Annotated in this window: 11 protein-coding genes; 5 read left to right on the top strand and 6 right to left on the bottom strand. The window is 73.2% G+C overall.

The features are described from left to right. Position 1: 1 nt before the first annotated feature. The 4 genes from AB0K60_RS20500 to AB0K60_RS20485 are packed head-to-tail and all read right to left on the bottom strand — an operon-like array spanning position 2 to position 3296. Positions 2 to 946 carry a glycine betaine ABC transporter substrate-binding protein gene (locus tag AB0K60_RS20500; RefSeq protein ID WP_364057010.1) on the bottom strand — a complete coding sequence of 315 codons (945 nt, stop codon included), beginning with the start codon at positions 944 to 946 and terminating at the stop codon, positions 2 to 4. A 20-nt stretch (positions 947 to 966) separates the two neighbouring features. Then, entirely contained in the window at positions 967 to 1695 is a 729-nt protein-coding gene (locus AB0K60_RS20495) for an ABC transporter permease (protein WP_364057007.1), read from the bottom strand. After that, entirely contained in the window at positions 1685 to 2656 is a 972-nt protein-coding gene (locus AB0K60_RS20490) for an ABC transporter ATP-binding protein (protein WP_364057004.1), read from the bottom strand. The genes AB0K60_RS20495 and AB0K60_RS20490 overlap by 11 nt, the downstream gene beginning before the upstream one ends. Further along, positions 2649 to 3296: an ABC transporter permease gene (locus AB0K60_RS20485; protein WP_364057001.1), complete on the bottom strand. Its 648-nt coding sequence runs from the start codon at positions 3294 to 3296 to the stop codon at positions 2649 to 2651. The genes AB0K60_RS20490 and AB0K60_RS20485 overlap by 8 nt, the downstream gene beginning before the upstream one ends. Before the next feature lie 105 nt (positions 3297 to 3401). Between AB0K60_RS20485 and AB0K60_RS20480 the strand changes: the two genes are divergently transcribed. Both AB0K60_RS20480 and AB0K60_RS20475 read left to right on the top strand, forming a co-directional pair. After that, complete coding sequence (locus AB0K60_RS20480; RefSeq protein ID WP_364056998.1) at positions 3402 to 4169, top strand: IclR family transcriptional regulator; 768 nt, start codon at positions 3402 to 3404, stop codon at positions 4167 to 4169. Positions 4170 to 4308: 139 nt separating this feature from the next. Continuing rightward, positions 4309 to 4443 carry a hypothetical protein gene (locus AB0K60_RS20475; protein ID WP_364056995.1) on the top strand — a complete coding sequence of 45 codons (135 nt, stop codon included), beginning with the start codon at positions 4309 to 4311 and terminating at the stop codon, positions 4441 to 4443. 743 nt (positions 4444 to 5186) lie between these two features. On the opposite strand, the gene AB0K60_RS20470 is transcribed toward AB0K60_RS20475, so the two are convergent. After that, a complete protein-coding gene (locus AB0K60_RS20470; protein WP_364056992.1) occupies positions 5187 to 6551 on the bottom strand; it encodes an RICIN domain-containing protein in 1365 nt (454 codons plus the stop codon). A gap of 291 nt (positions 6552 to 6842) precedes the next feature. On the opposite strand from AB0K60_RS20470, the gene AB0K60_RS20465 reads away from it, so the two are divergent. The 3 genes from AB0K60_RS20465 to AB0K60_RS20455 all read left to right on the top strand — a co-directional run bounded on the left by AB0K60_RS20465 (position 6843) and on the right by AB0K60_RS20455 (position 14165). After that, positions 6843 to 7448 (top strand): sigma-70 family RNA polymerase sigma factor, encoded by a 606-nt coding sequence (locus tag AB0K60_RS20465; protein ID WP_364056989.1) that lies wholly within the window; start codon positions 6843 to 6845, stop codon positions 7446 to 7448. Beyond that, positions 7445 to 9166, top strand: a complete 1722-nt coding sequence (locus AB0K60_RS20460; protein ID WP_364056986.1) for a hypothetical protein — start codon at positions 7445 to 7447, stop codon at positions 9164 to 9166. The genes AB0K60_RS20465 and AB0K60_RS20460 overlap by 4 nt, the downstream gene beginning before the upstream one ends. 328 nt (positions 9167 to 9494) lie before the next feature. After that, positions 9495 to 14165, top strand: a complete 4671-nt coding sequence (locus AB0K60_RS20455) for an FtsK/SpoIIIE domain-containing protein (protein WP_364056983.1) — start codon at positions 9495 to 9497, stop codon at positions 14163 to 14165. Between the two features lie 259 nt (positions 14166 to 14424). On the opposite strand, the gene AB0K60_RS20450 is transcribed toward AB0K60_RS20455, so the two are convergent. Continuing rightward, on the bottom strand, positions 14425 to 14730 hold the full coding sequence (locus AB0K60_RS20450) for a hypothetical protein (RefSeq protein WP_364056976.1): 306 nt from the start codon (positions 14728 to 14730) through the stop codon (positions 14425 to 14427). Positions 14731 to 14864 lie beyond the last annotated feature (134 nt).

Genomic DNA, 14864 nt, shown 5'->3' with positions numbered 1-14864 from the left:
GTCACTTGAGGAAGCCCTCCTTGACCAGCCAGTCGTGGGCGACCTTCTCGGGCTTTTGGCCCTCGGCGTCCACCTGGGCGTTGAGCTGCTGCATGACCTCGTCGGTGAGCTTGGCCGCGACCGGGTCCAGGTACTGCAGCACCTGCGGGTACTTGGTCGCGGTGTCCTGCCGCAGGGTGAGCGCGGCGTTGTAGACGGGGAAGAAGTGCTTGTCGTCCTGCAGGACGGTGAGGCCGAGCGAGGCGATGCGGCCGTCGGTGGCGAAGACCTCGCCGAAGTTGCAGGTCTCCCCCTTCTGCGTCTCGGTGTAGATCACACCGGTGTCGACCATCTTCACGTTGTCCTTGGGAACCTCGATCCCGTACGTCTTGAGCAGGCCGGGCCAGCCGTCGTCGCGGGTGGAGAACTCGCTCTCGATGCAGAACGTGGCCTCCTGCGGCTTGCTCTTGGCGAGGCCGGCGAGGTCGGAGAGCTTGGTCACGCCGAGTTCGGCGGCCTTCTCCTTGCGTACGGCGAAGGCGTAGGTGTTGTTGAGCGGCGCCGGCTTGCCCCAGACGACCTTGTTGGAGGCCAGGTCCTCCTTGGCGACGGCGTCGTACTGCTGCCGCGGGTCCGGGATGGGCTGGGTCTGCTTGAGGTAGGTGATCCAGCCGGTGCCGGTGTACTCCCAGTACATGTCGATGTTGCCCGAGGTCATGGCGGTACGGGTGTTGGTGGAGCCCTTGATGTTGGTCTTGTCGTTCACCGTGGCCCCGTGCGCCCGCAGCATCTCCATGGTGATGTGGCCGAGGATGATCGACTCGGAGAAGTCCTTGGAGCCGACGGTGAACGTGGCGCCCTGCAGCTCCTTACCGAGGCTGCCCTGCTCGGCCTGACCGCCGCCGGATCCGCAGGCGGTGAGCGCGAGGGCGAGGATGCCCACGACGAAATGGCGTGGTTTGAGCATGGTGCACTCCAGGGGGTGTTTCAGATGCCCTTCGGGCGGAGGAAGTCCTCGGCCACCCCGCCGACCCAGTCGACGAGGAACGCGATGCACGCGGTGAGGACGCTGCCGGTGATCAGCACCGGCGTACGGTTGAGCTTGATGCCGTTGACGATGATGTCGCCGAGCCCGCCGGCGTTGACGAACGTCGCGAGGGTGGCCACGCCGACCGCCATGATCAGCGCGGTGCGCAGCCCGGCGAGGATGACCGGGATCGCCAGCTTGAGCTCGACCCGCCACAGCACCTGGCCGCGGGTCATGCCCATCCCGCGCGCCGCCTCGACGAGCGCGGGATCCACCTGCCGGATGCCGACGATCGTGTTGCGCAGCACGGGCAGCACGGCGTAGGCGACCAGGCCGATCATCGCGATCGTGAAGCCGACGCCGAACAGGATGGTGAGCAGCACCAGCAGCCCGATCGCGGGCGTGGCCTGCCCCAGATTGGCCAGCCCGAGCACGACCGGGCTCAGCCACCGGGCCGCCGGCCGCGACAGCAGCACGCCGAGCGGGATGGCGATGATCACGACGAGCAGGAGGGCGAGCGCGGTGAGCCGCAGGTGCTCGGCGACCCGCGCGGCGAGGTACTCGGAGTTGAGCGTGCGCAGCTCGATGGAGTCGAGCTCCTGCCCGCTCACCCACAGGTACAGCAGCGCCAGCACGGCGGCGAGCGCGACGGGCATCGCCACGACGCGCCGGATGCGTTCAGCGGACACCGGACACCGCCCGACCGGCCGCGGCGCAGATCTCGGCGAACGTCAGCGTCCCGCCGTCGCACGCCACCTCCTGTACGGCGTTCGCCACCATCACGTCGAGCGCCTGGCGCAGCGTGGCCGTACCCGGGACGTGGGGCAGCCCCGCGGCGTCACCCGGGCGCGGCCTCAGCTCGGCCACGGTGATGAGCGCGAGCCGCTTGAGCGTGGCGTCGCCGCCGACGAAGCTCGCCACGTAGTCGTCGGCCGGATTCGCCAGGATCCGGGCCGGGGTGTCGTACTGGGCGATGCGCGACCGCTCGCGCAGCACGGCGATGCGGTCGCCGAGCTTCACCGCCTCCTCGAAGTCGTGGGTGACGAAGATGATCGTCTTGCGCAGCTCGCGCTGCAGGCGGAGGAACTCGTTCTGCAGGCGCTCGCGGGTGATCGGGTCGGTGGCGCCGAACGGCTCGTCCATGAGCATGACGGGCGGGTCGGCGGCGAGCGCCCGCGCCACGCCGACGCGCTGCTGCTGCCCGCCGGACAGCTGCTTGGGGTACCGGCCCGCGTACGTCCCCGCATCGAGCCCGACGAGCGTGAGCAGCTCGTCGACCCGAGCCTGGATCTTCGCCTTGGGCCAGCGCAGCAGGTTCGGCACGAGGGCGATGTTCTCGGCGATCGTCAGGTGCGGGAACAGGCCGATCTGCTGGATGACGTACCCGATGTGCCGGCGCAGCTCGTCGGGCGGCAGCGCGAGCACGTCCTCGCCGCCGATCCGGATGCTGCCGGAGGTCGGCTCGATCAGCCGGTTGATCATCTTCATCGTGGTGGTCTTGCCGCACCCCGAGGGGCCGACGAAGACGACCAGCTCGCCCGCCGGGATCTCCATGGAGACGTTCTCCACGGCGGGGGCGTCCTGGCCCGGATAGCGTTTGGTGAGGTTGTCGAGCTCGATCCGGGCTCCCCCGGTCATGTGGTCAAGCACGAAGTCCTCCCGGGGTCGTGACCAGCCGGACGACGAGGTAGAACAGGTCGAAGGCGAGGGCGAGCAGGACCACGCCGAGCGTGCCCGCCAGCGCGGCGTTGAGCGAGTTCACCGAGCCGAGGCGGGCGAGGCCGTCGAAGATCTGGTTGCCCAGCCCCGGGCCGGCGACGTAGGCGGCGATCGCCGCGATGCCGACGATCATCTGGGTGGAGACGCGGATCCCCGCCAGGATGACCGGCCAGGCCAGCGGAAGCTGCACCCGCGCCATCACCCGCCGCGCGCTCATGCCCATGCCGCGCCCGGCCTCCACGACCGCGGCGTCCACGCCGTTCAGGCCCACGATCGTGTTGCGCACGATCGGCAGGAGCGAGTACAGCACCAGGGCGACCACGGTCGGCCCCCAGCCCAGGCCGAGCAGCGGGATCAGCAGGCCGAGCAGCGCGAACGACGGGATCGTGAGGAATCCGCCGGACGTGCCGACGGCGATCGCGGCGAGCCGTGGCCTGCGGTGCACCGCGACGCCGATCCCCACGCCGATGATCGTCGCGATCAGGATCGACAGCGCCACGACGAGGGCGTGTTCGGCGGCGGCCAGGAGCAACTCGTCCCGGCGCGACTCGATGTACTCGTAGAGAGTCACGAGCTGCCTCCGATTTGTTGCGAATGGAGTGAGTGCACGTTAATAGTGGGTTTCTACCAGTGCAATAGGTGTTGCAACTATCGCAACAAGAGTCGGAGCTGCGCCTTGACCACCCCCCAAGCCTCGGCGGGCCTACGCCGTGACCTGGAGATCGTCGACTTACTCGCCCAGCCCGAGCACGCCCACGGCGGGCTCGGCGTCACCCGCATCGCCGAACTGCTCGGACGTGAGAAGAGCCAGGTGTCCCGCGCCCTGCGCGGCCTGGAGGCCGAGGGCATGGTCGAGCGGGACCCCGAGTCGCTCGCCTACCGGCTGGGCTGGCGGCTGTACGCCATGGCGGCACGCACCGCGGAGGCGAGGCTCACCCACGTGGCCGCGCCGTACCTGCGCCGGTTGGTGGCGTCGCTCAACGAGACCGCGCACCTGTGCGTGCTGCGCGGCTCCGGCGTCCTGACGCTGCTGTCGGTCGCGCCCTCGCACGCCTTCCGCGCCCTCGGCTGGGAGGGCGTGACGGTGCCCGCCCCGCTCACGTCGGCCGGACGGGTGCTCGTGTCCGACTGGGCCCCGGACACCCTGCGCGCGTGGGCCACCACGTGGCTGCAGGAGACAAACCGCCCCGCCGCCCTGCTCGACCACCTGCTCGCCCAGGTCGCCGCCATCCGCAACCGCGGCTTCGCCGCCGTGGACGAGGAGTTCGAGGTCGGCCTGGTCGGCGTATCCGCCCCCGTACGGGACTTCCGCGGCCTCATCGTCGCAGCCATCAACGTCTCGGCCCCGAAGGCCCGCCTCGGCCCCCACCTGGACGAGGCCGGCCGCCGCACCCTCACGATCGCCCGAGAACTGTCCACCGCCCTCGGCTACTCACCCCGCTGACCGGCGCGGCATCCCAGGCGGTCTGTCACGGCACAGCCACCCCCGGCTACTCGCCCCGCCGACCGCGACTGCCTCCCACCAAGGCGGTCTGTTACGGCACAGCCACCTTGGCGGGCCCGCGCCGTACGGGGATCGCCCGGTGCCGCCGGTTTCGGTGCGCGTACCCTGCCGCGTCGACCGCGACACGATCGTCGGCCAGGGCACCACGGGCGTGGTCTGCACCGCGGGCTCCGACTCGCCGAACATCCTGCTCCACACCGGCAACCTGACCTGACACCGAGAGGAGGGTGGGCACCCCACCCTCCTTTTCGCCGTGCCCGATCCGCGCGGGGCTTCACCTCCACCCGGCACGCCCCCGGCACACCGACGGCACCACAGTCGTGGGCTCCACCCCGGGCTCCGGCTCGCCAAACATCCTGCTCCACACCGGCAACCTGACCCCGGCGGCCTGACCTGACACCGAGAGGAGGGCGGACACCCCACCCTCCTGTTCGCCGTGGCCAATCCGCGCGGGGCTTCACCTCCACCCGGCACGCCGACGGCACCACAGGCGTCGGCTCCACCCCGGGCTCCGGCTCGCCGAACATCCTGCTCCACACCGGCAACCTGACCCCGGCGGCCTGACCTGACACCGAGAGGAGGGTGGACACCCCACCCTCCTATTCGCCGTGCCCGATCCGCGCCGGGCTTCACCTCCACCTGGCACGCCCCCGGCACGCCGACGGCACCACAGGCGTCGGCTCCACCGCGGGGACGGGCTCGCCGAACCACGCCCCGGAGAGAATCACGCCCGCACAGACCGCGGCCGCCCCGCGCCTTTCGGCGTCGGGGCGGCCCTTTTGTCTTTTTTGACCGCGCTATTCACCGGCACCGTGCGCCGAGGTTTCCGGCGCACGGCGTCGGCGTTTTCCGGCGGCGGATGCCACCGCGCGAGGATTCACCCGGTTCATTGCGGAGAAGCGCGGCGGCACGGCACGCCCGGCGCCGGTCGAGCGGTTATTCGCCACGGCGTGTGGGTCACGCCTTGCGCCATTTCTGGGTGGCGCTGTCCGCGCAGCCCCACAGTTGCAGCGACGCGGCGTTCGCCCTGGCGTCCACGCACTTGCTCGCGGCCGGGTACTGGAGCCTGCCGTCCTGGATCGCGAAGCGCTGGGCCGGGCCGTTGTTGCAGTTGGCGACCTGGATGGTGGTGCCGTCGGCGGTGTTGGCCATCGCCACGTCCATGCACAGGCCGGAGCTGCTGCGGATCGTGCCGTCCTGGTGGAACACCCACCGCTGCGAGGCCGCGCCCGAGCACGGCTGCAGGGTGAGCGGGGTGCCGTCGGTGCCTCGGCCTGCGTCGACGCATTGGTTCGAGGCGAGGCTCACCAGCCGCACGCCATGGACGGACTTCACGAAGGGCCTGCCGCTGTCGTTACCGGTGTTCTGGCCCTCGGGCTTCTTCTCCTGGTCGCCCGACGGCTTCTCCTGCTCGCCGGTCGACTTCCCCTGCTCGCCCGACGGCTTCCCCTGCTCATCGGTTTGCTTCTCGCTGGAGGGTTTCGCCTGCGGCTCGGCCCCGTTCCCCTGCCCGCTCCGCTCGCGGGACCCGTCACTGTCCCGCTCCGTCGTGGGCCGCGGGGTCGGGGTCACGGTGGTGGTCACCGTGGTGACGGAGGTGGCGCTGGGGGTGGGGGTCGAGGTGACGGTCACCGTGGCCGTGGGAACGGGTGATGTCACGGCGGCCGTGGGCGTCGCCGGGCCTACCTTGAGCGCGGGCGACGTCGACCGGGCGGCGGCCTTGGCGGCGGGCGTGGCCTTGGTGGTGGCCGCGGCGGGGGCCGTGGCGGTGGCGGTGGCTGTGGCCGTCGTGGCCGCCGTCGAGGGCGTGGCCGTGACCGTCCGGACCACGGGCGGCTGCACGTTGATCGTGTTCATCGGCCCCAGGCCGATCGAACGGCCGTCGGGCGACGGGGTCGCCGACGGCAGCGCGATCAGCGGCTGCTCCGCCCACGGCCCGGTCGTGGTCCCGGCCGAGGGCGCGGCGGTGCCGAACGTGGGACGGACGGACGCGGGGGCACCGCGCGGGTCGCTCTGGTTCTGGGACGCGGGGCCGGCCTGGCCGGGGGCGCCGACCGCGGCGGCGTTCCGCCCGGGATCGGGCGCCTGCCCCGTGGCGGAGACTCCGCTGGTCAGAGTGATGCCGCCGGAGACGACGGAACCGGCCACGAACATGGCCAGGGCCAGGGTCGCCGCACCCGCCATCACGGTCCACATCCGGGTCACGGGGACCGTGCCACGCGGCGGTTCGGGGGTGTGCCTGGCGAAGGTCTCGGCGAAGCGACCGCGGGAGTGTTTCTCGGACGGCAGGCCGGACTGTTTCCGGGAGCCGGTCGGATGCACGAGAAGCTCCAATCGATCAGTTGAGGTTGCCGGGGAGAAACCTTGTCTCATTGATCCCTTCCGTCACATGAACAACAGTGAATGTCTTGGTTAACCGATGACGAACACCCGGGTTTACTCGCGCCTTGACAATTTGGGAACGTTCCGCTGCGCCGTACCGGAGCGACCGGGACGCAAAGATCACCAACCGTTCACCTTCCAGTGATCTTCGCGCAAACTGATCACCCTAACTTTGAGCGCCGTTTCGCAGTCAATGCCACATGTGTCCACCGCGGGGGATGGGTCGCGTACATGACGACGAACGCGCCTGGCAGGAGCAGTGAGCCGTACGGCCCTGCGGACGACGGCCGAGACGGTGACGGCCCACCAGGGCCACGAGCCGACGGCGAGTCACCGGCATCGGAGCGGTGGGAGAGTCTGCTCCTGGCGGAACGCGACAGCCTGCACCGGTTCGTCGCGAGCCTCGCCGGACACGACACCCACCTCGTCGAGGACGTCGTCCAGGAGACCCTGCTGCGCGCCTGGCAGGCCGCGCACCACCTCGACTGGCGGGAGCGGCCCATCCGGATGTGGCTGTTCCGGGTCGCCCGCAACCTCGTAATCGACGACCGGCGGCGGAGCCGCGCCGTACCCGTCGGCGTCGCCGCTGACCTCGCCGCCCTGCAGGTCATTCCCGACGAGGCCGCGCGCGCCCTCGACCGGCGGCTCGTGGTCGAGGCGCTGCGCGCCCTGCCGGCACCGCACCGGGACACGCTGGTCTACGTCCACCTGCTCGACTGGACGGGTGACGACGCCGCCCGCGCCCTCGGCGTGCCCAGCGGGACCATCAAGTCCCGGAACCACCACGGCCTGCGCATGCTCCGCCAGCGCCTGATCTCCCGCCGGGACGCGGCGTGACCCCCGCGCGCCCGATGCTGCCCACGCTCCTCGGCATGCTGGGCCTGCTGATCCTGGCGATCGTGCTGACGCACCTCGCGGTCCGCCGCTACGGCGGCTGGCGAGTGGTGCGGCGCGCCGTCGCCCGCGAGATCCGGCACACCGTCGCCGCGCTCACCGCGCCCGCCCGGACCCGCAGGCGGCACCGGCGGCAGCTTCGGCTGCTCACCGAACTGCTCACCGAGCCGGAGGCGTGGACCGACGCCGAGCAGGCGATGCTGCGCGCCGAGGCCGTCGCACCCGGGCTGGAGGCGTACGGGGTGCTGCTCGGCGCCGACGTCGTCGGCGTCTTCGTCGGCGGCGCGCCCGGCGAGCCGCCGCAGCCCGGCGAGCCGTGGGTGGTGGACGAGCTCGACCCGCTGCTGTGGTGGATCGACCGCGCGGACGTGCCCGGGGCCGCCGGGCCCAGGCACGGTGCCACGTCCCGGACCGCGCCGCCGCTGCTGGTGGCGCTCGGCGTCGACCTGGAGTACGGCGTGCTGGTCGCGCTGCTCGACCTCATCCGCGGGCCCGCCACCGTGTCGGTCGGCGGCGAGCCGCGCATCGCCAGGGCCGTGCTGCAGTCGATCGCGGCCCAGCTCGACGCCCGCCTCCCGGCGGGGGCGCTCACCGTCGCCGACGGCGTGCACGACCACTACGGCGGCCCCGACCCGGTCGCCGCCCTCGCCGCCGCCGAGCGCCGCGCCACCCCCGGCGAGCCCGCCTTCGCCGTGTGCGCCGCCGCCCCGCCCGGCCGCCGCCCCACGGGCGGCGCGCGGCTGATCGCCGGCGAGGCGCGCGGGACCGCGCGGCTGGTCGAGACGGCTCGGGACGGCGGGGTGCTGGTGCACGGCATACCCCTGTACGCCGACACCCTCGCCCTCCCCGAGGCCGTGGCGGAGGTCTTCGGCGAGCTGCCGCCGTATCCGACGCCGCAGCACACGGCCGGGGACCTGGTGGAACCCGCCCTCGCCCCACCCGGCCGGGCCGCACGACCGGCCCCCTCGCCCCACTGGACCCCGGGACATCCGGGGCTCGCCGCACCGGCCCTCGGCGCGCCACCCGCCGCCGGGCCGATCTTCGCTTCCGCCGTACCCCACGGCTCGGCCCCGCCCGGTGGCAACGCCAGACCGGCCGCCGGGTTCCGGCGCGCGCCGGGCGCCGAGGGCGACCTGACCGAACCCACCCTGGCCGCGTCGATCCGCGGCGCGCAGCGCGCGGGCGGGCCGACCTCCGCCTCCGCCGCACCGAACGGCGGCCCGGCACTGCCCCCACCCTCCGGCACCGCACCACCGCCTCCCCCGGCCAGCGGAGGCACCGCCATACCCAAAGGCACCCCACCCGACGGCAGCAACCCGGCCACACCGAACGGCGGCCCGACACTGCCCCCACCCTCCGGCACCGCACCACCGCCTCCCCCGGCCAGCGGAGGCACGCCCGTACCGAAAGGCACCTCACCCGACGGCAGCAACCCGGCCGCACCGAACGGCGGCCCGGCACTGCCCCCACCCTCCGGCACCGCGCCACCACCTCCCCCGGCCAGCGGAGGCACGGCCGCGCCCAAAGGCACCTCACCCGACGGCGGTGGCGCCGCCGCGACCGGTGGCTCGGCCGACGACGACCTCGGTGAAACGCGGGCGCCGGCCCGGCCCGCCGGGGTGTCCTCCTCCGGCGGCGGCGGTCAGCATCCCGGCCCCTGATCGGGGTGGCCCGGCTCGCGCCCCGACACCGCCCGCCCCGCGAGCCGGGCCGGCTCTGGCGCCGTGCCCCGGCCGCGAAGCTCAGAGGAGGGATTCAGATGTGTGCTCGATTACCGCTCCAGGTCCGTACGCCACCGGATGGCCGGGGGCTGCGGATCACGGCTCTCGGCCGTTCCGCATCCTTCGCCATCCCCGCCGCCCGGGAGCGAACCCGTCGAGATGAGCCCATGCCACCCGCCCGGCCGCGACCCAGGCGGGTGGCACGCCGTCCACCACACCACCGGCCGGTCACGCCCGGCCACGGACCGGACCCATGTGGAGGAGTTCGGTGAACCTCACCGTCACCACCACCGACAGCAGCGACGGTCGCCGCCGCGACCACCTGCTCTCGCTGCCCCCGCAGGCCACCGTCGCCGAGCTCGCCGCGGCCCTGGAGCGGAGGCCGGACGACCGCGGCCTCGCCGAGGGCGACCCGGCGCTGGCCGGGGCCGCCGGGCGCACCGCCGGGAGCCCGGGTGCCGGTTCCGTCGCCGCCCCGCCCCGCACCCTGTATTTGGGGTCGCGGCCGCTCGCTCCGGACACGCGCGTGACGGAGTCGGGCATCCGCCCGGGGGCCGTGCTCGGGCTCGGCGGACCTGCCGAGCAACCGGACCGGGTCCGGGAGAACGGCGCGGCGGCCGGTGCCCCGATCGTGGCCGAGATCCACGTGGTGGCGGGTCCGGGCGCGGGGCGGACGTGGCGGCTCACCCCGGGCGGCCACGAGATCGGCTCGGACCCGTCCTGTGTCATCCGGCTCAGCGGCGAGGATGTGCCCACCGGCGGACTGTGGGTGACCGTGCGTCCGGACGGCTCCGCGTACTGGCACCACTTCGGCGACCACGACGAGACGTGGGCCGGTGTGGTGCGGTCCTGCGCGGTGTCCCCGCCCACCGACACTCGCGCCGCGGCCGACCGGCACTGGCTCGTCGCCGACGCTGACGACATCAATGGCGGCACCGGTAGCGACATCGGCGGCACCGATGACGGCATCGAGGGCGGTGACGACGGCGGGGCCGAACCGTGGCTGCCGGCGGGCGCCACCGAGTGGCCCGTGGGCGAGGACCTCGTCGTCGGCACCGCCCTGCTGCGCCTGTCCGAGCCGGTCGAGCCCGACGCCGCCGTGGTGCCCTCCGCCGACGGCATCGGCGTGGACTACAACCGACCGCCCCGCATCGCGCCGCACCTCGACGCCGGTCGGATGCGCCTGCCCTCGCCGCCGACCCGGTCGCACCGGCAGCCGTTCCCGCTGCTGCTGATGATCTCCCCCGTGGTGCTCGGCCTCGTGCTGGTCTGGGTGTTCCAGTCGTACTTCTACCTGACGTTCGTCCTGTTCACCCCGATGATGGCGGTCGCCAACTGGATCGCCGGGCGGCGGGGCAACCGCAAGCAGTACGAGACGGCGCTGGCGGACTACCGGCGACGGCGGGCCGCGCTGGAGATCGAGGTGCGCGAGGCCGCGGCCGAGGAGCGGCGGGTGCGCGGCATCGCCGGCCCCGACCCGGCGACGGTGGCGCTCACCGCGTGCGGTCCGGGCGGCAGGCTGTGGGAGCGCCGCCGCGGCGACCTCGACCACCTGCTGCTGCGGCTCGGCACGGTCGACCAGCCGTCGGTGAAGGAGATCGATGATCCGGCCCGGGACGAGAACCACCGGGTGGTGCGCTGGAACATCCCCGAGGTGCCGATCGGCGTGGAGATCCCCGAGGACGGCGTCCTCGGCGTCGCCGGTGGCCGCGCCCAGGTGCAGGCCCTCGCCCGCTGGCTGGTGGTGCAGGCCGCCGCCCTGCACAGCCCGCGCGACGTACGGGTGGTGGTGCTCACCGAGCCGAGCCGGGCCGACGACTGGCAGTGGGTGCGGTGGCTGCCGCACCTGCGGGCCACCGCGCCCGGCGGCCCCGTGCTGGCCGTCGGCAACGACCCCGAGTCGGTGGCCAACCGGGTGAACGAGCTGGTGGCGCAGGTCGAGGCGCGCGCCCGGGCGCTCGGCTCGTCGATGGGCAAGGCGATGTTCACCGACCCGGACGTGCTGGTGATCATGGACGGGGCGCGGCGGCTGCGCGACGTGCCCGGCATGGTGCAGATCCTCACCGACGGGCCGCGGGTGCGGGTGTTCAGCATCTGCCTGGACGAAATGGAGCGCCTGCTCCCCGAGGAGTGCGGCGTGGTCGTGCTCGCCGAGAGGCATTGGCTGACGCTGCGCCGTACCGGGGCCCCGGACATCACCGGCATACGGGCCGATCTGGTGGATCCCGCCTGGTGCGAGCAGGTGGCGCGGGCGCTCGCGCCGATCCGGGACGTGAGCCCGGAGCACGACACCGGGCTGCCCCGCCAGGTCCGGCTGCTCGAACTGATCGACCTGGAGCCACCGAGGCCCGAGACCCTGCTGCGGCGGTGGCGGCGGCCCGGCACCACGTCCTTCGCGATCGGCACCGGGTACGAGGGCACGCTCGTGCTCGACCTGGTGCGGGACGGCCCGCACGGGCTGGTGGCGGGCACCACCGGGTCGGGCAAGTCGGAACTGCTGCAGACGTTCGTGGCGTCGCTCGCCGCCGCGAACCGGCCCGACGAGATGACCTTCGTGCTCGTCGACTACAAGGGCGGCAGCGCGTTCCGGGAGTGCGCCGAGCTGCCGCACACCCTCGGCATGGTCACCGACCTCGACTCCCACCTGGTGAAGCGGGCGCTGGAGTCGCTCGCGGCGGAGCTGCGCCGCCGCGAGCACGTGCTCGCCGACACCGCCGCCAAGGACCTGCCCGACTACCAGGCCAAGCGGACGATGGACCCGTCGCTGCCGCCGCTGCCGCGGCTCATCCTCGTCATCGACGAGTTCGCCACGCTGGTACGGGAGGTGCCGGACTTCGTGCCCGGCCTCATCAGCATCGCGCAGCGGGGCCGCTCGCTCGGCATCCACCTCGTGCTCGCCACGCAGCGGCCCGCCGGAGCGGTCACCAACGACATCCGCGCGAACACGAACCTGCGCATCGCGCTGCGGGTGACGGACTCCGCCGAGAGCACGGACATCATCGACTCCAGCGAGGCCGTGCACATCTCGCCGACCACACCGGGCCGCGCCCTGGTACGGCTCGGCCCCCGCAGCGCGATGCCGTTCCAGTCGGCGTGGGTCGGCGCGGAACGCCCCGACACCGCCGGGCGAAAACGGCCCACCCGGCGCGCCGACGTGCGGGCGGCCGAGCTGTCCTGGAGCGGCCTCGGCCGACCGGCGTCGCTGCCCGCCCCGAACTCCCCGGCGCCGGACCCGGCGGTGCCGACCGAGCTTCCGCCGACCGACCTGCAGGCGCTGGTGGCGGCGATCCGCGAGGCGGCGGAGCGGCTCGACGACTTCGTGCCGCAGCCGAGCCCCTGGCTGCCGCCGCTGGCCGAGCAGGTGCTGCTCGACGACCTGCCGCCGGTCGGCGAGCGGGTTCCCGCCGGCGGCGTACGGCCGATCCCGTACGCGCTGGAGGACGTGCCGCAACTGCAGCAACGCCGGGTGGCGACCGTGAACCTCGCCACGTTCGGCCACCTGTACGTGATCGGGGCGCCGCGGGCGGGCCGTACCCAGGTGCTGCGCACCATCGCCGGATCGGCCGCCCGTACGACGAGCAGCGCGGACGTGCACATCTACGGCATCGACGCGGGCGGCGGCGGGCTCGCCGCGCTGGAGCCGCTGCCGCACTGCGGCGCGGTGGTGTCCCGGCACGACACCGAGCGCGTCGAGCGGCTGCTGAACCGCCTGACGGCCGAGCTCACCGCGCGGCAGGAGCGGTGCAGCGAGCGCGGCGTCGCCGGGCTCAACGAGCTGCGGGCGGCGCTGCCGCCCCGGGAGCGGCCCGCGCACATCCTGGTGCTGATCGACGGGTGGGACGCGATCTCCGCAGTGCTCGAGGAGTACGACAACGGCCGGCCGATGGACCTGGTCATCCGGTTGCTGCGGGAGGGCGCGGCGATGGGCGTGCACGTGGTGGCGACGTCGGAGCGGTCGCTGCTCGGCGGCCGGCTCGCCGCGCACAACGACCACAAGCTGCTGCTGCGGCAGGGCGACCGGTCCGACTACACCGTCATCGGCCTCCTGCCGTCGGCGGTGCCGTCGTCGATCCCGCCCGGCCGCGGCTGGCACGTGCTGAGCCGCACCGAGACGCAGGTGGCGCTGCTCGCCCCCGGCACCGCCGGGCAGGAGCAGGTGGAGGCGCTGCGCGAGATCGGCGCCGAGGCGGCGCAGCGGGACGCGAAGGTGCCGGCGGAGCGGCGGCCGTTCCAGGTGACGGCGCTGCCCCGGTCGGTGGACTTCGCCGTCGCGTACGAGCGCGTCCCGGCGGAGCTGCGGCGGCCCATGTGGGGGCTGCTCGGCATGGGCGGCGACGAGGCGGGCCCGATCGGCGTCGACTTCGCGAGCTGGGGGTCGGTGTTCGCCGTGCTCGGGCCGCCCCGGACGGGGCGGAGCAACACGCTGGGGGCGCTGTCGGTCTCGCTGCTCGCGGGCGGCACGTCGCTGGTCGTGCTGACGCCCCGGGACTCGCCGCTGCGGTCCCTCGCCCGGCACCCGCAGGCGCGCGTGCTCACCGACCCGGACCCGTCCGACGAGCAGGTGGCGCAGGCGCTGGAGGCGCTGCCGGGGCCGCGCGTCGTCGTGATCGACGACGCCGACCTGCTTTCGATGCCCAACTGCGACCGCTTCCTGAAGGAGATCGCGGTGTCCGGCCGGGACCGCGGCCTCGGCCTGCTGTACGCGGCGCCGACGGAGTCGATGCAGGTGGCGATGGGCGGCTGGGTGACGGCGGCGAAACGCGCCCGGCGCGGCCTGCTGCTCGCGCCGAAGTCCTTCACCGAGGGCGAGTGGATCGGCGCGCGGATCCCGGGGCACCTGATCCGCACCACGCCGCCCCCCGGCCGGGGCTGGACGACCTCTCCGGACGGCGAGCTGATGGCGGTCCAGGTGCCGCTCACGGTCCTGCGCACCGGCTGAGCCGCCGCGGGGCACGACGAACCGGCCGCGAGGCGGAGCGTGCCCCGTACGGCCCCCGTACAGCCCGCGCCGAGCCCCCCGTACAGCCCGCTGTACCCCGCCGTACAGGGCCCGCGCCCGCCCGGTGGCGCTCGCGCGGGCCGAGGCGGAGCACCTTCCCGACTCGCGGCCGGTGCCGGTTCGCATGACAAGCGGCGGGTGCGACCCGGCGCCGCGGCCGGTCGCACCCGCCGTACATGCTCGACGATGTGGTTACCGCTCAGTTACCGGAGCTGCGGATGTTCTTCGCCCACTCGCTGTCCATGTTGTCCAACTGGGACTTGATTTCGCGGAACTGCTTGGCGAAGCCCTTAATGCCTTCAATCGCGCCCGTGAGGTTGGTGTTGAACTTGTTGTACGCCTCCTCCATGGCCGGACTCGACTGTCGGAAGACGAGACCGCCTTCGAGCAGCGTGGAGACCTTGGTCTGGAGGGTCGAGAGCATCGGGTTGATGGTGTCGGCGGCTTCGTCCAGCGCCTTCGACGTCGCCTCGATTTTCTCGTAATCCAATGCGATATCGGCCATGACTCACCTTTCTTTGCATTTATCAGAGGGGAGGAAGAGTGCTCTGCGGGCTCGTCCCGGTACGCCGGGAACGGAAGAGGCGGCGCCGAGGTGGGCGGCATCAGACCTCGCGTCGGACCTCGCGTGAGACCTCG

The sequence above is a fragment of the Thermopolyspora sp. NPDC052614 genome (assembly GCF_040678635.1).
Lineage (GTDB): Bacteria > Actinomycetota > Actinomycetes > Streptosporangiales > Streptosporangiaceae > Thermopolyspora.
The sequence above is the reverse complement of the archived record's forward strand: the minus strand, read 5'-3'. Positions and strand labels throughout refer to the sequence as shown.